General features: G+C 37.9%; 17 protein-coding genes. 12 read left to right on the top strand and 5 right to left on the bottom strand.

Going from position 1 to position 18384, the window contains the following annotated elements:
• Positions 1-21 precede the first annotated feature (21 nt).
• Positions 22-1914: a phosphoglycerate dehydrogenase gene (gene serA / locus KO513_RS18100; RefSeq protein WP_215439002.1), complete on the top strand. Its 1893-nt coding sequence runs from the start codon at positions 22-24 to the stop codon at positions 1912-1914.
• Between the two features lie 166 nt (positions 1915-2080).
• On the opposite strand, the gene KO513_RS18095 is transcribed toward serA, so the two are convergent.
• A complete protein-coding gene (locus tag KO513_RS18095; protein ID WP_215439003.1) occupies positions 2081-3115 on the bottom strand; it encodes a bestrophin family protein in 1035 nt (344 codons plus the stop codon).
• 102 nt (positions 3116-3217) lie between these two features.
• Positions 3218-3691 (bottom strand): 23S rRNA (pseudouridine(1915)-N(3))-methyltransferase RlmH, encoded by a 474-nt coding sequence (rlmH, locus tag KO513_RS18090; protein WP_215439004.1) that lies wholly within the window; start codon positions 3689-3691, stop codon positions 3218-3220.
• A 130-nt stretch (positions 3692-3821) separates the two neighbouring features.
• On the opposite strand from rlmH, the gene nadC reads away from it, so the two are divergent.
• The 4 genes from nadC to priA are packed head-to-tail and all read left to right on the top strand — an operon-like array spanning position 3822 to position 8558.
• Positions 3822-4679 carry a carboxylating nicotinate-nucleotide diphosphorylase gene (gene nadC / locus KO513_RS18085; RefSeq protein WP_215914613.1) on the top strand — a complete coding sequence of 286 codons (858 nt, stop codon included), beginning with the start codon at positions 3822-3824 and terminating at the stop codon, positions 4677-4679.
• A complete protein-coding gene (locus tag KO513_RS18080; protein WP_215439006.1) occupies positions 4680-5648 on the top strand; it encodes a YihY/virulence factor BrkB family protein in 969 nt (322 codons plus the stop codon).
• The gene (locus KO513_RS18075; protein WP_215914612.1) at positions 5645-6085 is read left to right on the top strand and encodes a DUF2147 domain-containing protein; all 441 of its coding nucleotides are present in this window, start codon (positions 5645-5647) and stop codon (positions 6083-6085) included. The genes KO513_RS18080 and KO513_RS18075 overlap by 4 nt, the downstream gene beginning before the upstream one ends.
• Before the next feature lie 16 nt (positions 6086-6101).
• Positions 6102-8558: a replication restart helicase PriA gene (priA, locus tag KO513_RS18070; protein WP_215914611.1), complete on the top strand. Its 2457-nt coding sequence runs from the start codon at positions 6102-6104 to the stop codon at positions 8556-8558.
• Between the two features lie 64 nt (positions 8559-8622).
• Here the strand turns inward: priA and KO513_RS18065 are convergent, their stop codons facing one another.
• Entirely contained in the window at positions 8623-9315 is a 693-nt protein-coding gene (locus tag KO513_RS18065; RefSeq protein WP_215439009.1) for a LytR/AlgR family response regulator transcription factor, read from the bottom strand.
• Between the two features lie 228 nt (positions 9316-9543).
• On the opposite strand from KO513_RS18065, the gene rpsF reads away from it, so the two are divergent.
• The 6 genes from rpsF (at position 9544) to hisS (ending at position 15921) form a co-directional block, all read left to right on the top strand.
• Positions 9544-9882: a 30S ribosomal protein S6 gene (gene rpsF / locus KO513_RS18060; RefSeq protein ID WP_215439010.1), complete on the top strand. Its 339-nt coding sequence runs from the start codon at positions 9544-9546 to the stop codon at positions 9880-9882.
• A gap of 6 nt (positions 9883-9888) precedes the next feature.
• Entirely contained in the window at positions 9889-10185 is a 297-nt protein-coding gene (rpsR, locus tag KO513_RS18055) for a 30S ribosomal protein S18 (RefSeq protein ID WP_013991412.1), read from the top strand.
• A 12-nt stretch (positions 10186-10197) separates the two neighbouring features.
• Complete coding sequence (gene rplI / locus KO513_RS18050) at positions 10198-10650, top strand: 50S ribosomal protein L9 (protein ID WP_215439011.1); 453 nt, start codon at positions 10198-10200, stop codon at positions 10648-10650.
• A 102-nt stretch (positions 10651-10752) separates the two neighbouring features.
• A complete protein-coding gene (locus KO513_RS18045) occupies positions 10753-13890 on the top strand; it encodes a TonB-dependent receptor (protein ID WP_215914610.1) in 3138 nt (1045 codons plus the stop codon).
• A 65-nt stretch (positions 13891-13955) separates the two neighbouring features.
• A complete protein-coding gene (locus KO513_RS18040; protein WP_215439013.1) occupies positions 13956-14429 on the top strand; it encodes a DUF6495 family protein in 474 nt (157 codons plus the stop codon).
• 115 nt (positions 14430-14544) lie between these two features.
• Positions 14545-15921, top strand: coding sequence for a histidine--tRNA ligase (gene hisS / locus KO513_RS18035; RefSeq protein WP_215914609.1), 1377 nt, complete (start codon positions 14545-14547; stop codon positions 15919-15921).
• Here the strand turns inward: hisS and KO513_RS18030 are convergent.
• Both KO513_RS18030 and KO513_RS18025 read right to left on the bottom strand, forming a co-directional pair.
• The gene (locus KO513_RS18030; protein ID WP_215914608.1) at positions 15916-16464 is read right to left on the bottom strand and encodes an NUDIX hydrolase; all 549 of its coding nucleotides are present in this window, start codon (positions 16462-16464) and stop codon (positions 15916-15918) included. The genes hisS and KO513_RS18030 overlap by 6 nt on opposite strands.
• A gap of 43 nt (positions 16465-16507) precedes the next feature.
• Positions 16508-17596, bottom strand: a complete 1089-nt coding sequence (locus tag KO513_RS18025) for a M42 family metallopeptidase (protein WP_215914607.1) — start codon at positions 17594-17596, stop codon at positions 16508-16510.
• A 102-nt stretch (positions 17597-17698) separates the two neighbouring features.
• Here KO513_RS18025 and KO513_RS18020 point away from each other — a divergent pair, with 102 nt between their 5' ends.
• Positions 17699-18382 carry a DUF4294 domain-containing protein gene (locus KO513_RS18020; RefSeq protein ID WP_215439017.1) on the top strand — a complete coding sequence of 228 codons (684 nt, stop codon included), beginning with the start codon at positions 17699-17701 and terminating at the stop codon, positions 18380-18382.
• Positions 18383-18384: the final 2 nt, after the last annotated feature.

Below are 18384 nucleotides of genomic sequence, written 5' to 3'. Positions count from 1 at the left end.
GCTTAATTTTTTAGCAAAGACATGGTAGAAACAGGTAGAAAATACGTATTCGATTTTGATAGCACCTTAACAAGGGTAGAAGCTTTGGATGTACTGGCCGAAATGACCTTGGAAGGCAAGTCTAACCGAGACGAAATCATTAGTCAAATTCAAGAGATTACAAATCTGGGTATTGACGGAGATATATCCTTTACCGAATCACTTGAAAGACGAATAAAATTATTAAACGCCCATAAAGATGATTTAGGGCCGTTAGTTGAGGAGTTGCGCCATAAAATTTCAAAGTCTATTGCTTCCAATAAAGAGTTTTTTGAAAAATTTTCGGATGATATTTATGTAATCTCTTGCGGGTTTAAAGAGTTTATAGATCCTATTGTTAAGGAGTATAATATTCCATCGGATAGGGTATATGCAAATACCTTTGAATTTGATAAAGAAGGAAATATTATTGGTTTTGATGCTAAAAATGTGCTTTCTCAGCATAACGGGAAAATAGAATGTCTTAAAAACATGAACTTAGAAGGAGAAGTTCAAGTTATTGGAGATGGGTATAGCGATTATGTAATGCGCGAAGCCGGTATTGCCGATAAATTCTTTGCGTACACGGAAAATGTGCATCGCGAAAAAGCGGCAAAAAATGCAGATTATATCACACCTAATATGGATGAATTTCTTTTTGTAAACGATTTACCTCGTAATATCTCTTATCCCAAGAACAGAATTAAAATTCTTCTTTTGGAAAATGTTCACCCTGATGCGTTCAAAAACCTGTCAGATGATGGTTTTTCAGTAGAACTGGTAAAACACAGTATTGGAGAAGAAGAACTTATAGAGAAGATTAAAGGTGTTCATGTATTGGGTATTCGTTCTAAGACCCAAGTGACGCAAAAAGTATTGGATGCGGCGGATAAACTTTTGGTTGTTGGTGCGTTCTGTATCGGTACTACACAAATAGATTTGCTGCATGCCAAGAAAAACGGCGTTGTAGTCTTTAACGCTCCGTACAGTAATACCCGTTCCGTTGTGGAATTGGCTATTGGGCAAATCATTATGCTTATGCGTAGTGTATTCTCTAGAAGTAGCGAAATTCATAGTGGGCAATGGCAAAAAACCGCCGAAGGTTCAAGAGAGGTTCGTGGTAAGAATCTTGGTATTGTTGGTTATGGTAATATAGGTAAGCAACTTTCTATTTTGGCGGAAGCTCTAGGTATGCGTGTGTATTACTATGATGTTGAGGATAAGTTGTCCTTAGGTAATGCTAAAAAGTGCAATACGTTAGAGGACTTGTTGAATGTTTCGGACGTAGTTACCTTACACATAGATGATAACAAGGCAAACAAGAATTTCATTGGCGCAAGAGAAATTAGCCAAATGAGAAACGGCGCAATGCTTATCAATCTTTCTAGAGGTTTTGTTGTAGATATTGAAGCTTTGGCCAATGGTCTAAAATCCGGAAAAATTGGAGGTGCTGCAATTGATGTATATCCTGAGGAGCCTCGTAGCAATGGTGATTTCTATACACCGCTTCAAGGTTTAAAGAATGTTATCCTAACGCCTCATGTAGGTGGTAGTACTGAAGAGGCACAACGTGATATAGCTGATTTTGTTCCTAATAAAATTATGGACTATATCAATTCTGGGAATACGGTAGATGCGGTAAACTTCCCTAACATCCGTTTGCCAAAACAACAGAACGCACACCGTTTCTTGCATATTCATAAGAACGTTCCTGGCATTATGGCAAAAATCAACGAAGTATGTGCTACGTATGGTTTAAATATCTCAGGGCAATTCCTTTCTACGGATAGTGAGGTTGGCTACGTTATAACCGATTTGGATAAGGAATATAATAAAGACGTAATCAAAGCCCTTAAAAAGGTTGAGAATACCATTAAGTTTAGAGTATTGTACTAAACCCTTCTCTAAATGATAAGAATTGAAAAAGCCCTTTAATTAGGGCTTTTTTTATGTGTTATTATGTAAATGTTTCTTGGCTTACTTCCGTTAAGGTTCGTTGTGACTCTAGGTAGGGTGGGCATAAGCAACTTTTAGTTTATAATGCCATAACTACAATATAAAACTACATAAGCACCCCTTTTTCTGCTTTTACCGGAGGTGGTAGTTCTGTTTCTCCCAACATTTCCCTAAGGTCTATTTCAATTGTTCTGCAAAGCGAAAGCATAGGAATATCATTCGCCATTCTCTGAAATGGATTTTCAGAATAATCCCCAATTAATTCCATCATAACATATATCCATCCTAACAATACGCAGATTGGTACGGCAAGCCATAGGTTGGCGGTTCCGGAATCTAGCACTTCGGGCATCATACTAAATGGCAATAGAAAAATGAATATCCCAACAAAATAATAGCTCATGTTTGCGTATTGGCGGGGGAAGGGAAATTTTTTGATTCGCTCGTTCTTACCTTGTAATTCATAAAAAGTACGTAAAACATCTTGCATCTTAATATGTCTAAAATCGTCAATTAACCCTTTTTTGCGTAATTCTCGTAAATCTCTGGATTGTTCATTTATAATTTGCGTAGCGGTATTGGCTTTGGTAACCAAACGTTCAAATTCTTCTTTAGAAAGAAAGTTTTTTAATTGACGGTATTCTAGATGGTCACTTATGATACCCACTCCAAAGTTATCTTCAAGTCTTTGGGCGTGCTTGGTGGTCAAGCCACCTTGTGAAACATGTTCCCAAGAGGTAGATACCAATAATTGTTCTCTATGGGTGTAAAGCCATCCTATCTGCCTGTAAATAAGTCTTTTTTTTATGGCGTGTAAGTCCTCTTCATTATGTTTTTCTAAGGCGTTCATGTTAGTTATATATCCATCTACCAACATACCCCATGTACGGCTATCATTTACTATTCCTCCCCATATTTTTCGGGCTTCCCACATTCTGTCATAGGATTGATTGTTTTTAAAACCAACGTAAAAGGCAACAGCGGTACCAATTACAGAGACTGGTAACCAAGGAACTTCGTACGAAATAATATTAAAACGGTATAGCACGGCAACGCTACCCATATATAGAAATAGCCAAATGATATGGTGGAAAGACAAATCAAATAACTTCTTAAACGGAATTCCTTTAGTAACAATCATGGCAATTTTTTTGTTAGACTGCTAATGTAGAAAAGTTGATTTGTTAATATAAGCTACAAGAGGTTTTTTTTAGATTGAACGGTTGAAGAATAGGGTATTGCTCTACCTGTGGTGATAAGGTTCATTACGTAGAATAGTAAATGCCCTGTAAACTTGTTCCACTATAAATAAACGTACCATTTGGTGAGAAAAAGTCATTTTAGACAGACTAATCTTGCCCTGTGCCTTGCTGTAAACGTCTGGGCTGAAACCGTACGGCCCGCCTATGACAAAAACTAGTTGTTTAAGACCGGCGTTCATTTTTTTCTGTAGATAGGAAGAGAAATCTACGGATGAAAACTGTTTTCCGTTTTCATCTAGGAGAACCAGTACATCCGTATTGGTCAATTGTTTTAAGATAAGTTCACCTTCCTTTTCCTTTTGTTGGGTTTCGGAGAGGTTTTTGGTGTTTTTAATGTCGGGTATAATGGTCAGGTCAAATTTAACATAGTGCTTCAATCTATTCTCGTATTCGCTAATAAGTTGCAGCAATGCTTGGCTATCCGTTTTTCCGATAGCGATGAGTTTTATGGTCATGCTGCAAATATAATTTGAAATAATAAAAATTCGTTATTCCTGTCCAAAGCAGTTCTTACAAATAACCCTTGGGGTAAAGTCTATAAACCCCCAACAATTTACTAATTTAGCTTTAAGTAAAATTTCATAGATGATTTCCAAAGAACAATTTCAAAAAGAAATAGAGTATATCATAACCAACGCCATTCGTGAAGATGTAGGAGATGGAGACCATAGTTCTCTAGCTTGTATTCCGGATACAGCAACGGGTAAGGCTAAATTATTGGTAAAGGACCAAGGTGTTATTGCGGGTGTGGAATTCGCTAAACAAGTTTTTAAGTATGTAGACCCTGGTATGGAGGTAGAAACACTTATAGAAGATGGTTCGGCGGTAAAACATGGTGATATCGTTTTTTATGTCACAGGAAAATCACAGAGCATTTTAAAGGCAGAAAGATTGGTTTTGAATGCCATGCAGCGTATGAGCGCCATCGCAACCAAAACAAATTCGTTCGTAAAGTTGCTAGAGGGTACGGGAACTAAAATTCTTGATACAAGAAAAACTACGCCCGGCATTCGTGCTTTGGAGAAATGGGCGGTAAAAATAGGGGGTGGAGAGAATCATAGATTTGCCCTTTATGATATGATTATGCTTAAGGATAACCATATAGATTTTGCGGGTGGAATTGGTAAGGCTGTTCAGAAAACAAAAGACTATTTAAAGGAAACCAATAGAGACCTTAAGATAATAGTTGAAGCTAGGGACTTAAACGAAATTGAACAAATTCTTGAAGCCGGTGGTGTGTACCGTATTCTAATAGATAACTTTAATTATGAAGATACCCGTAAAGCGGTAAAGTTAATTGGTGATACGTGCCTAACGGAATCTTCGGGAGGGATAACCGAAGATACCTTGCGTAAATATGCGGAGTGTGGTGTGGATTATATTTCTTCTGGAGCGCTAACACATTCTGTCTACAATATGGATTTAAGCTTAAAAGCGGTGTAAATGTCGCAGGAGATAGAGGATAGAATTGAAAAAATTCCTGTCATTAACCGGCTTGCTCGTTTCTTAAAACGAATAAAATTACCGGCTTTTGAGGGGCTATCGCTCTATGATTTAATGGAAATGTATATTCTTGGTATTTTTCGTGGGGCTATCTCTACACGTGCCAGTTCCATTGCGTTTAGTTTGTTTTTAGCGCTGTTTCCGTTACTTATATTTCTCATCACCTTAATACCTTTTATACTGCCTTATGTAAGTGTGGGCAATGAAAATTTTGATTCTCAGTTCCTTGTTTTTTTAGAATCTTTTTTGCCTTCGGCTACAAGTGATTATTTTGGGGATATTTATCAGCAAATAAAAGACCAGAAAAGAGGTGGGTTGCTATCCTCGGCTTTTTTGTTCTCCATTTTTCTGATGGCCAATGGGGTAAATGCCATTTTTGGAGGGTTTGAAAATTCGTATCACGTAGAGCTTACCAGGAATTTTTTCCGTCAATATCTTTATGCCCTAATGGTGGGGCTTATCCTGTCCATTTTACTCATTGTAGGTGCTGTTACCTACGGGTATTTTGAGTTTTATATTACAGATTATTTAAGTGTTTGGGCGGCCAAAACACGTGGTTACGATCTTACTGAGAATGATATTGTTGGAGCTCAGATAGGCAAGGTGCTCTTCTTTGTTATACTGTCCTATTTTACAACGGCTATATTGTATTATTTTGGTACGATGGAGGGTAAACATGCACGCTTCTTTTCTGTTGGAGCTTTAATGACTACCTTATTGTTCATGCTTACATCATATCTTTTTGGGGTATATGTTGAAAAATTTGCTAGATATAATGAATTATACGGAGCTTTAGGAGGTTTGTTGATACTTATGGTATATATCTGGTTAAATTCTAATATATTGTTGCTCGGGTTCGAGCTTAATGCTTCATTGAACTCTTTAAGAAAAACATATTCTAGAAGATGAGTGTAACCAATATTACGAGTTTAATTTTCCTGTTTTTATCAATGCTTCCAATGGGGCAGTCCCAAAGTGTATTCGGAAAATGGAAAACCATAGATGACCGCACCGGTAAACCAAAAGCAATTATCGAAATTTATGAAGAAGATGGAAAAATGCATGGTAAGGTGATTGAAATAGTGGAAGAAGGAAAGGAAAACTTTATTTGCACCAAATGCGAGGGAGATATGAAAGACAAGCCTGTATTGGGTATGACCATTATTGAAGATGCAGAATACCATGGGAACGGGGTTTATAAAGGAGATACTCTCTTTGACCCTCAGCAGGCAATGACCTTTAGATGTAAAATTTGGCTTAACCCGGATAATCCTGATGAACTTAAAGTAAGAGGGTATTTGGCCTTTATTTACCGCACCCAGACTTGGGTACGGGTAGACGGATAGATTTTCACTCCACTGTATGCAGTATTTTATTGATGTTATATTACCGATTCCTTTAGAGAAACTATTTACCTACACCGTTTCTGAAACCGAGGCTAAGTTTTTGCGTCCTGGTATGCGGGTAGGGGTGCCTTTTGGAAAGTCTAAAGTCTATACGGGCTTGGTTAACAAGGTGCATACCAATGACCCTGAAATATACGAGGCAAAGGAGATTGACCGTATTTTGGATGAAGACCCAATTATTAATGCTATTCAGTTAAAACATTGGCAATGGATCGCTGAGTATTACATGTGTACTATTGGCGAGGTTTTCAGGAGTGCCGTACCCGGAGCGTTCTTATTGGAAAGTGAGACCCTTATTCTGCGGAACAGCAGTGGGGAAGTAGATGAGTCTGGGCTAGAGGATGATGAGTTCTTGGTCTATGAAGCATTACAGCATCAGGCTGTACTAAAAGTGCAGGAGGTAAGCGCTATTATTGAACGAAAAAATATTCTGCCGGTATTGAACCGGCTAATAGAAAAGAATGTTATTCTTCTTAAAGAAGAAATGTACGAGCAGTATAAGCCTAAACTGGTTCGTTATGTAAAACTGGGCAAAGAATACCTTTCGGAAGAAAAACTAGAAGCTCTTTTAACCGATTTGTCCAGGGCTCCCAAGCAAAGCCAAGTGGTTCTATCCTTATTTCAATTACAAGCTGCCAATAAAAAGCCGATTAAAGTTGACGAGCTTGAGAAAACCAGTGGGGGGTCAAAAGCAGTTATAAAATCGCTAGTACATAAAGGAATCCTGGAAGAGTACTTTATAAGAACAGACCGGGTCAATTACGAAGGAGAGGAAGAAAACTATAGTTTAAAGGATTTAAACGAATATCAGCAACAAGCTTTTGACGATATAACCGAGAGTTTTAAAGCGGATAAGGTTACTCTTTTACATGGAGTAACTTCGTCGGGAAAGACAGAGGTGTATGTAAAACTGATAGAAGAATGTTTGCACAGAGGGGAGCAAGCGCTTTACCTTCTACCTGAAATAGCCTTGACCACTCAGCTTATTTCTCGTTTACAGAATTATTTTGGTGAAAAAATAACGGTGTATCATTCCAAATACAGTGTGCAGGAGCGTGTAGAGGCTTGGAACAATGTTTTGACCAGCAAAGATAAAGCCCAAATAGTCATAGGAGCGCGTTCCGCTTTGTTTTTGCCTTTTTCCAATTTAGGGCTTATTGTGGTTGATGAAGAGCACGAGAGTTCTTTTAAGCAGTTTGATCCGGCACCAAGATATCATGCGCGTGATGCTGCTATAGTGTTGGGTAAATTACATGATAGTAAAGTTCTGTTAGGGTCGGCTACACCAAGTATTGAAAGTTTTTACAATGCTAAAATTGGAAAATACGGATATGCGGCAATTACCCGGCGTTACGGAAATGTGCTTATGCCGGATATTGAATTGGTAGATATAAAGGAACAGAGCCGTAAGCGCCGTATGAAGGGACATTTTTCGGAACGCTTGTTTCTGGCGATTGAAGAAGCTCTGGAGGCAGGCGAACAGGTAATTTTATTTCAAAATAGAAGAGGGTACGCACCAATAATGGAATGTACTACTTGTGGGCATTCGCCCCAGTGCCCCAATTGCGATGTAAGTTTAACCTATCATCAATATAAAAAACAATTACGTTGTCATTATTGTGGGTATCATATGGCATTGCAAGTAAGCTGTCAAGCCTGTGGTAGCCAGACTTTGGATACCAAAGGATTTGGGACAGAACAGGTGGAAAAGGAGCTGGAAACCTTATTTCCAGATGCTAAGACCTGGCGTATGGATTTAGATACTACTCGTGGTAAACATGGATATGAAAAGATAATAACCGCTTTTGAGCAACAAGAGATGGATATTCTTGTGGGTACGCAAATGTTGACCAAAGGGCTTGATTTCAGAAATGTGAGTTTGGTAGGTATTATGAATGCAGACTCTCTTCTGAATTTTCCGGATTACAGGGCGCACGAACGTTGTTTTCAACTATTGACACAAGTAGCGGGTAGGGCAGGACGTACCAAAAAAAGAGGTAAAGTTTTAATACAGAGTTATAATCCGTACCACCAAATTTTACAACAGGTATCTACCCATGATTATGATACTATGTTCAATGAGCAGTTGTACGAGCGGGAACAGTATAAATATCCTCCCAGTAATAGAATAATAAAAATCACTTTTAAGCATAGGGAGTATAACCGTCTGAACGAAGCAACAGAATGGTTTGCAAAAGCACTTCGTGCAACTTTAGGGGGTAATGTACTAGGGCCCGAGTATCCGCCGGTGGCCAGAGTACGGAATCTTTTCTTAAAAAACGTATTGATAAAGATACCACATGCCCAATCTGTTGTAAAGACAAAAATGGCTATCAAGAGAATAGAAAAATCGTTTAATTCCGTTTCACAGTATCGCAGTGTACGGGTAATCTATAATGTAGACCATATTTAAGGGCGAATAAAAAAAATCCCGAACACCATTTGATGTTCGGGATTTATATTTTAAAGTAGAAGTGCTAGACATTGGCCAATGCTTCTGCTAACTCGGTCTTCTTGTTCCTGCTCAGAGGAATGGACCTTCCACTAACTTCAACATTTTTACTGTTGAATTTTTCTATCTTTTCTAAATTCACTATGTAGGATTTGTGAATGCGTAAGAATTTATCTTCCGGTAGTTGCTGCTCAAATGACTTCATGGTAGACAAGATAACAATGTTGGCCTCATCCGTAACCAATTTAATATAGTCACCAAGAGCTTCTATCCATTTAATATCGTTTAATATAACTTTACGTTTTTTAAGGTTGCTCTTAACGAAAATATGTTCTTCGTCTTCTTGAACTTTATTCATTTGTTCATATTTGGCAACCGCTCTTTTTACCGAAGCATCAAATCTGGCAAGGGTAATAGGCTTGTGCAAATAATCGGTTACATCGTAATCAAATGCTTTAAGGGCATAATCTGGCTTACCTGTAATCAAAATTACTTGAGGACTGTTTTCTAAGGATTCGAGTAGGTCAAATCCACTGATGATAGGCATTTCAACATCAAGAAAAATAAGATCGATCTCGTTGTTCTTAATGCCGTTTTTGGCTTCGATCGCATTGCTGTACTCGGCCACCATAGCTAGGTTGGGATGACTGTTTACAAGCTTCGCGACTGCCATTCGTTGCATGGACGAATCGTCTACGATAATACTTCTTAATTTCATAAATGGGTCGATTTGTGGGGTTAAATCATCGACAAAATACTAAAAAAACGGGCTTAAATACAATAATATTGTAAACTTGGCCTGCTTTTTTGTGTAATTTGTAATGACATAGGTTAAGATTTGGTTATGTAAGATTTTAGGATTATCAAAGTATAACGAAGAAATTTCCGTTTTCTTGTAAAGTCTCATAAATATTATTACTTTTGCAACCCTAAAAAATATACATTTATGAACCATTACGAAACTGTTTTCATTTTGAATCCCGTGCTTTCTGATGATCAGATAGCGGAAACAGTTAAGAAATTTGAGGATTTCTTAATTAAAAATGGCGCCAAGATGGTCTCCAAAGAAAACTGGGGACTGAAGAAATTGGCCTATGCCATCCAACACAAGAAAAGTGGATTTTACCACTTGTTCGAATTTACAGCTACCGGAGAGGTAATTACTCCTTATGAGCAAGAGTTCAAAAGAGATGAACGTGTTATGCGTTTCTTAACGGTAAAACTAGACAAGCACGCAATTGAGTGGGCTGAGAAAAGAAGAACAAGGTTAAAAGCTAAAGCTTAAGGAATTATGGCAACATTACAACAACAAGCAAAAGGAAAAAAAGACGGTGAAATCCGTTATTTGACTCCATTGAACATTGAGACCAATACTAAAAAGAAGTATTGCCGTTTCAAGAAATCAGGTATTAAATATATCGATTACAAAGACGCGGACTTTTTAATGAAGTTAGTAAACGAGCAAGGTAAATTGTTACCTAGAAGACTTACAGGAACTTCTTTAAAATACCAACGCAAAGTGGCTCAAGCAGTCAAAAGAGCACGTCATTTGGCTTTGATGCCATACGTAGGAGATTTATTAAAATAAATTTAAGGCAAGATGGAACTTATACTAAAACAAGACGTAGAGCATTTAGGCTTTAAAGATGATGTCGTAAACGTAAAGAACGGTTACGGTAGAAATTACCTTATTCCAAGAGGTTTAGCCGATATGGCTACATCTTCTGCTAAAAAGGTATTGGCAGAGAACTTAAAACAAAGAGCTCACAAAGAGAAAAAAGTTGTTGATGCTGCTAGCAAAACAGCTGAAGCTCTTAAAGCTTTGGAATTGAAAATAGCTGCTAAGACAGGTGCTGCCGATAAATTATTTGGATCGGTTACTACTATTGATCTAGCTGCTGCCCTTGAAAAAGAAGGTCACAGTATTGATAAGAAATTTATCAGCATTCAAGGTGGTGCCGTTAAGCGTACTGGTCCTTATAATGCACAAATAAGATTGCACAGGGAAGTAATTGTAGATTTCCCTTTTGAGGTTGTCGCAGACAAAAAATAACGTTAACAGAACGTTAATAACCTTATGATAACTTAGAAGAGCTATGCTTGCATAGCTCTTTTTTTTTGCGCTCTTTTGTAAGACTAACTCAAACAGATGATTATGTCTAACAAACTTCATTTAAGTCTTGTGCTATTCCTTTCTTTCTTTAGCGCAATTGCACAGGTTACGACCTCCAACATGAGCGGATCGGTGGTTGATGATCAGAACTTACCTTTATTAGGTGCAAACGTAGTTGCTGTACATACCCCAACGGGTACCAAGTATGGCGCTATCACTAACGAAGATGGTCTATTTAGAATACTTAACCTTAGGGTGGGTGGGCCCTATACGGTTACAGTTTCTTATGTTGGTTTTAAGCCACATAGTTTAACTAATGTGTATTTGTCATTAGGGGAAACGTTTAATGCAAACATAAACTTAACAAGTGAAAGTCAGGCATTGGACGAAGTAGTTGTGGTTTCTGATAGGTCCGGGACATTTAATGGTGACAGAACCGGTGCGGAAACAAGTGTAGGTAGAAGGGAATTAACACGCCTGCCTACCATTTCTCGTTCTGCTCAAGATTTTACTAGGTTAGAGCCAACGGCCAGTGGCAATTCTTTTGGTGGACGTAATGATCAGTTTAACAATTTTTCTTTGGATGGGGCAGTTTTTAATAATCCTTTCGGGTTGGATGCAGCTACTCCTGGTGGGCAGACTGGCTCTCAACCCATATCGTTAGATGCCATTGAGCAAATTCAAGTTTCTACAGCCCCTTATGATGTTACACAATCTGGTTTTACCGGAGCTGCGGTCAATGCGGTAACTAAAAGCGGTACAAACGAGTTTCATGGAACAGTATATGGCTTTACTAGAAATGAAAGTTTAACTGGAGGAAAAATAAAAGGGGAAGATGTTACAAAACCCGACTTGAACCAAAATCAATACGGAATTAGTATTGGGGGGCCTATAGTAAAGGATAAATTATTCTTTTTTGCAAACTTTGAAAAAGATGAAAGAGATGATTTGGGAACAAATGGTTGGGTTTCAAACAGTGGGTCAGGTGCTATTAATGAATCTAGAGTTTTGGAGAGTGATTTGATTTCTGTTCAATCAGCCCTTGCAGCGGCGGGTTATAATACCGGCTCATATGATGGTTTTACGCATGCTTCGGAATCTACCAAAGGTATTTTTAAACTAGATTGGAACATTAACGATGATCATCGCTTAGCTGTTATTTATAATTTTTTAAGAGCATCTAAGGAAAAACCAGCGCATCCAACGGCTATTAATACTAGAGGACCCAATGCAAATACATTGCAGTTTCAAAATTCGGGATATGAGATTAACAACAACTTAAATTCTTTTCAGTTAGAATTAAATTCAACGTTTTCCTCAACAACTACAAACAAGTTGCAAGTTGGGTTTACTCATTTTGATGATTTTAGAAACCCGTTCTCAACACCTGCTCCAGTAATAAATATTACCAAAGATGGCTCACCTTATATTATAGCTGGTCATGAGCCTTTTTCTATTAATAATAAATTAGATCAAAAAGTTTTTCAGGTTACAAATAACATGAACTTCTTTAAAGGTAATCATACATATACTGTTGGATTTTCTTTTGAAAAATTTCAGTTTGATAATTCATTTAATCTAAAAGGCTATGGCTTTGATGTCTTTGGTAGTGTAGATATTGCGGATTTTGATGCAAGTAATTATGACTTTACTGCGGCGCAAGCTACTTTTAATACTAAAAATGCTTTAGGTGATGGAGCAGATGGAGGATGGTTGTTGGCCGAAACGAATGTCGGTCAATTAGCTTTTTATGTACAAGACGAGTGGAATATATCTGAAAAATTCCGATTGACTTATGGCATACGTATGGATAAACCTCTATTTTTTGATACGGCGGATAAAGCCCAGGAATTTATTGATACGGATAATGGTGAGGTATATCTACCGGATACAGAATATTTTGACCCGGAAACGGGAGAAGCTCTGTTGATTGATTCTACAGAAATGCCTAATAATGATTGGTTAATATCTCCAAGAGTTGGTTTTAACTATGATATAAAGGGAGACAATACGTTTAAATTACGAGGAGGAACGGGAGTATTTACTGGTCGTTTTCCTTTTGTTTGGGTAGGTAACCAAGTAAGTGGTGTGGATGCCTTTTTCTATCAGGCCGTAGATCCAGATTTTAAATTTCCCCAAGTTTGGAGAACCAACATTGGTGTGGATAAACGATTGGATAATGGTCTTGTTCTGACTGCGGATTTTTCTTATACGAAAGATATAAATGGTGTTCACGTTCAGAACTGGGGTTTGAAAGAGCCTTCAGGACAATTGCAAGGAGTTGATAATAGGGCAGTTTATTTAGACGGTGACCATGCAAAGGCTACTTTACCTTGGGGTGATGTTGTTAATGGAAACGCTTATGTAATGACAAATTCTGATAAAGGAAGAATCTGGAATGCTTCTTTAAAAGCTGAAAAATCCTTTACCAATGGATTGTATACAATGTTGGCATATAGCTTCTTGGATTCTAGGGATGTAAATTCAATTGAAGCAGAGATAACAGGAGATGCTTTTGCAGGAAACCCAGCTTTAGGTAATGTAAACAATGATGTTTTGGCCCATTCCAAGTACGGTGACAAACATCGTTTTATTGGAGTTGCAAGTAAGAAGTGGGACTACGGTAACGATAAATGGTCAACAACACTTTCCACCTTTTTTGAGTATGCGCAAGGTGCACGTTTTAACTACACTTATGGAGGGGATATTAACGGAGATGGTTCTAGTATTAATGATTTAATATATATCCCAACTACCAGTGAAATTGGAGCAATGCAATTTAGTGGTACGGATGATGCCGCAAGTTTAGAAAATTATATTTCCCAAGATGATTATTTAAATGAAAGAAGAGGTGAGTATGCTGAAAGGTATGGAGCAATATCACCTTGGAGAGGGAAGTGGGATGTAAAATTGTTGCAAGATTATAGAATAAAATGTGCCAATGGAAGAACAAATACCATCCAATTGAGCTTTGATATATTGAATATAGGTAACATGATCAATTCGGATTGGGGATTAATTCAACAACCAAATAGTGAGCAATTATTAGGGGTGAACTTTGATGCAGCCGGATTACCTGTATATACTTTTAATGGTAATGCGGAAAGTAGAACTTTTGGTTATGACTCAAGCTTAGCCTCTAGATGGCAGGCTCAAATAGGTCTACGCTATATTTTCTAGAACTAATAATCATATTTTATTGCACAAAGGCCGTACTTATCGTACGGTCTTTTTATTTTTGCAGAATGAAATACATGAGGCTTACCAAGCAGCAATTAGAAGAGCTGCATCAAGAATTTATAAACTTCCTGGCTACACAATCCATAACGGGTGATGAATGGGAAGAAATTAAAACGAACAGACCACAAGTTGCAGAAGAAGAGATAGATGTTTTTAGTGATTTGGTCTGGGAGGGCGTACTTACCAAAGTAGCGTATTTGGAAAATATTTCCGAAAAGCAAATGCATTTATTCTATTTGGCCGAAAAGGAAATGAAATTAATTTCGGTAAAGGTGATGAACCCAGAAATAGATTTGACCACTAATATTGGGTTTTCTTGGTTCAAGAAAAATTGGCAGTCAGACTTCGTAGAATATTTAACGGCTTCCAAGATGTATACTGAAGATAAAAACCTAGATAAATTTAAGCTTATCCAACAAGGTGCAGTTATTACAAAAGGTGATCTGTACCAATGGTTTGATAAGGTTATAGAGGTTTAGGCGAACCTTATTTTTATAGCACGCTAATTTTACAACATAGGACGGAATTGGGATTATCTATATAATTCACTGCTCGTCTTTCTAAAATTTTATATTTGCACCACAATTACATCTAATGGCACAAAAACCGAGCATACCTAAGGGAACCAGGGATTTTACCCCTTCCGAAGTCATCAAAAGAAACTACATTTTTGATATTGTAAAAAGGCATTTTCAGACCTTTGGTTTTCAGCCTATTGAAACCCCTTCTTTTGAAAATTCGGATACCTTAATGGGAAAATATGGTGATGAAGGTGACCGCCTCATTTTTAAGATTTTGAATTCGGGTGATTTCTTGAACAAGGTAGATGATGTTACCTACAGTTCTAAAAATTCAAGTTCTTTAACCCCAAAGATTTCTGAAAAAGCTCTCCGTTATGATTTGACCGTGCCCTTTGCTCGTTATGTAGTCATGCATCAGAATGAAATTGATTTTCCGTTTAAGCGCTATCAGATTCAGCCGGTTTGGCGTGCGGATAGGCCTCAAAAAGGACGTTTTCGTGAGTTTTTTCAGTGTGATGCAGATGTAGTTGGTTCTGATTCCCTTTTGCAGGAAATAGAGTTTGTGCAGTTGTACGATGCCGTTTTTACTGATTTAAAGTTGGAAGGTGTTAACATTAAAATGAACAACAGAAAAATTCTTTCGGGTATTGCCGAAGTTATAGGTGCACAAGACCTCCTTATAGATTTTACCGTTGCTTTGGATAAGCTGGATAAAATTGGAGAAGAGGGTGTGAAGAAAGAAATGGCGGAAAGAGGGTTGACTCCGGAAGCTATTGCCAAGGTAGAACCACTTTTCTCGCTAACGGGTAGTAATTTAAAGCAGCTTCAAGCTTTAAGAGATCTGTTAAAAGACTCTGAAACAGGTAGTAAAGGAGTTGAAGAGCTGACTTTTATCGTGAGTACTATTGAAGAAATGGGTCTACAATCCGCTAAACTTTCTATTGATGTTACTCTGGCTAGAGGGCTTAATTATTATACAGGAGCTATTTTTGAAGTTGGCGCACCGGAAGGAGTAAAAATGGGGTCTATTGGTGGTGGTGGCCGTTATGATGACCTTACCGGTATTTTTGGTTTAAAGGATGTAAGCGGGGTTGGCATCTCTTTTGGCTTGGACCGTATCTATTTGGTGTTAGAAGAACTGGGCCTTTTTCCTGAACGTATTGATCAATCATTGCAAGTACTTTGCTTGAATTTTGGGGATAAAGAAGGTTTGGCCGCGTTAAAATTGGTCTCCGCTTTGCGTAAAAATGGTGTTAAAGCAGATGTCTACCCGTCCAATGCAAAAATTCAGAAGCAATTCAAATACGCAAATAATAGAAATGTACCGTATGTAGTTTTGATTGGGGAAAAAGAATTGGAAGAAAATTCTTTTGTTGTAAAGCATATGGAAAATGGTGAGCAAAAAACGTATGCTTTGAATGCCATTTCGGATTTTATAACAACATTATAGTCTCTTTTTAATCTCTTTAATAATGGTCTTATAGTATTCCGTACTATGAGGAACATATTTTTGGGTGTTGGCCAGCCCCCATGTTTCTTGAGAAAATTGAATTAAAGATAGTAGGGCCAATTCTTCAACTTCACTTTCTTGTTTTTTTAGTTGATGTAAGGGCGCTTTAAGTTCACATAAGAAGGTGTGATGAAACTCGCAGTCTAGCAACTGCTCGGAATGTTTGTGAACGGATTTAAAAATGCCGATTTTTTCCAAAGCTTCGGGCTGAACGCTTAGGCCTATCTCTTCTTCAATTTCACGCGTTGCCGAAATCTCTATATTTTCTCCGGCCCCAATATGGCCTGCCACTGATACATCCCACATTAAAGGAAATACATCTTTGTTTTTAGACCGTTGCTGAAGCAAGATTTGTCCATTTTTGGTGTATAACCAAATATGAACCGTTGGGTGAAATAACCCTTTTAGGTGAGCTTCGGATTTCATTGTCGTCGTTCCAGTGGTATTTCCATTGGAGTCGAGGATATCAATTAATTCATCCATATGTAAAAAATAAACCCTCCTTTTTGGGGAGGGTTAGATTTGTTTAATCGAAATAACTAAAAGTTTCTCCGTCTTTAATGTTCAAGACCGTTTCGTAAATCAACCTGATTACGTTTTCAACATCGTCTCTGTGAACCGTTTCAACAGTGGTGTGCATATAGCGTAACGGTAAGGAGATAAGAGCGGAAGCAACGCCTCCATTGCTGTAAGCAAAAGCATCTGTATCCGTTCCGGTAGCCCTGGAAGCTGCCATGCGCTGAAAAGGTATTTTGTTAGCCTCAGCAGTTTCAATGATACGTTCTCGTAATTTGTTCTGAACCGCTGGGGCATAGGAAATTACGGGTCCGGCACCAATTTCGGTATGGCCTTGTGTTTTTTGCTCGATCATTGGGGTAGTGGTGTCATGGCAAACATCTGTTATGATGGCTACATTGGGCTTAATGGTCTGCGTAATCATCTCTGCACCACGTAAACCTATTTCTTCCTGAACCGAGTTGGTAATATATAGCCCAAAAGGCAATTTTTTCTTGTTCTCGTGAAGCAAACGTGCTACTTCGGCAATCATAAAGCCACCGGCACGGTTATCTATGGCACGACAAACAAATTTGTCGCCGTTCAAGATTTGGAACTCGTCCGGATAGGTAATAACACACCCAACATGAACTCCCATTTTCTCTACTTCCTCTTTGTTTTTTGCTCCTATATCAATAAATATATTATCCAATTTAGGAGGTGTTTCCTTGCCCTTATCGCGGGTATGGATAGCTGGCCATCCAAAAATTCCTTTAACTATTCCGTTTTTCGTGTGGATATTCACCCATTTGGAAGGGGCTATTTGGTGGTCACTACCTCCGTTTCTAATTACGTACAGTAATCCGTTGTCGCTAACGTAGTTTACGTACCATGATATTTCGTCTGAGTGCCCTTCTATTACCACCTTGAATTTGGCATCTGGGTTAATTACCCCTACGGCCGTACCGTATGTGTCCGTTATAAAGGTGTCCACATAGGGTTTAAGGTAGTCCATCCATATTTTTTGACCTTCCCATTCGTAGCCCGTTGGAGCTGCGTTATTCAAATATTTTTCAAAAAAATCAAGTGATTTTTTGGTAAGAATTTTCTTTGTAGCCATTAAATTTATATTTAAATACGAATTTACTAATATTCACTTTTATTTAATAATAAGCAGACCTATTTATCGTTAATTTGGCAAGGCTTTTGTATAATGTCCGTTATGAAAAAAACAATTCTGTTTTTATTTTTTACCAACCTCTTTCTTTTAGGGTATTCTCAAATAGAGGAAGAACCTTTGGACTCCATTGCGGAAAAGATGATTATCGTAGAAGGCGATTCTATATTTAGGAATTCCATAGATTTGGATGAAGTTTATCTGTTCGGGAAATTAAAATTCACTTCCTATAAGGATAAATTAAGGTATTATATTCTGAGAAGAAAGACATTAAAGGTGTATCCCTATGCCAAATTGGCGGCAGAGCGGCTAGAGGAACTTAATGACAGTATTACAAAAATTAAGAAGCGTAGGCACCAAAAGAAATATACCAAAGAAATCCAAAAGTTTATTGAAGAGGAATTTTCCGAAGAATTAAAAAAACTGACTCGTACTGAAGGTCAGATTTTGGTGAAACTGATATACAGACAGACCGGAGAAACGGCTTTTGACCTCGTTAAGGAGCTTAGGAGCGGTTGGCGTGCCTTTTGGTACAATACCACGGCAAGCATGTTTAAAATAAGCTTAAAAGAACGATTTCAGCCTGATCAAGTCCATGAAGATTACCTCATAGAAGATATATTGCAGCGCGCTTTCTCCGAGTTTAGGCTGGAGCGCCAAGAATCTGTACTAGATTATGATTATGCCCAGTTAATTAATAAGTGGGGAGATGTAGGAAGCAAACAATAGAG

Source organism: Zobellia sp. B3R18 (assembly GCF_018860715.1).
GTDB classification, from domain to species: Bacteria; Bacteroidota; Bacteroidia; order Flavobacteriales; family Flavobacteriaceae; genus Zobellia; species Zobellia russellii.
Note: the sequence above shows the minus strand (reverse complement) of the source record. Positions and strands in the feature narration are given on the sequence as shown.

Excerpts from the sequence above, each read along its gene's own strand:
- KO513_RS18045 (WP_215914610.1), top strand. The coding sequence starts at position 10,753 with ATGTCTAACAAACTTCATTTAAGTCTTGTGCTATTCCTTTCTTTCTTT.
- KO513_RS18075 (WP_215914612.1), top strand. The coding sequence starts at position 5,645 with ATGAGTGTAACCAATATTACGAGTTTAATTTTCCTGTTTTTATCAATG.
- KO513_RS18040 (WP_215439013.1), top strand. The coding sequence starts at position 13,956 with ATGAAATACATGAGGCTTACCAAGCAGCAATTAGAAGAGCTGCATCAA.
- priA (WP_215914611.1), top strand. The coding sequence starts at position 6,102 with ATGCAGTATTTTATTGATGTTATATTACCGATTCCTTTAGAGAAACTA.
- KO513_RS18065 (WP_215439009.1), bottom strand. The coding sequence starts at position 9,315 with ATGAAATTAAGAAGTATTATCGTAGACGATTCGTCCATGCAACGAATG.
- KO513_RS18080 (WP_215439006.1), top strand. The coding sequence starts at position 4,680 with ATGTCGCAGGAGATAGAGGATAGAATTGAAAAAATTCCTGTCATTAAC.
- serA (WP_215439002.1), top strand. The coding sequence starts at position 22 with ATGGTAGAAACAGGTAGAAAATACGTATTCGATTTTGATAGCACCTTA.
- nadC (WP_215914613.1), top strand. The coding sequence starts at position 3,822 with ATGATTTCCAAAGAACAATTTCAAAAAGAAATAGAGTATATCATAACC.
- rplI (WP_215439011.1), top strand. The coding sequence starts at position 10,198 with ATGGAACTTATACTAAAACAAGACGTAGAGCATTTAGGCTTTAAAGAT.
- rlmH (WP_215439004.1), bottom strand. The coding sequence starts at position 3,691 with ATGACCATAAAACTCATCGCTATCGGAAAAACGGATAGCCAAGCATTG.
- KO513_RS18030 (WP_215914608.1), bottom strand. The coding sequence starts at position 16,464 with ATGGATGAATTAATTGATATCCTCGACTCCAATGGAAATACCACTGGA.
- rpsF (WP_215439010.1), top strand. The coding sequence starts at position 9,544 with ATGAACCATTACGAAACTGTTTTCATTTTGAATCCCGTGCTTTCTGAT.
- KO513_RS18020 (WP_215439017.1), top strand. The coding sequence starts at position 17,699 with ATGAAAAAAACAATTCTGTTTTTATTTTTTACCAACCTCTTTCTTTTA.
- KO513_RS18095 (WP_215439003.1), bottom strand. The coding sequence starts at position 3,115 with ATGATTGTTACTAAAGGAATTCCGTTTAAGAAGTTATTTGATTTGTCT.
- rpsR (WP_013991412.1), top strand. The coding sequence starts at position 9,889 with ATGGCAACATTACAACAACAAGCAAAAGGAAAAAAAGACGGTGAAATC.
- KO513_RS18025 (WP_215914607.1), bottom strand. The coding sequence starts at position 17,596 with ATGGCTACAAAGAAAATTCTTACCAAAAAATCACTTGATTTTTTTGAA.
- hisS (WP_215914609.1), top strand. The coding sequence starts at position 14,545 with ATGGCACAAAAACCGAGCATACCTAAGGGAACCAGGGATTTTACCCCT.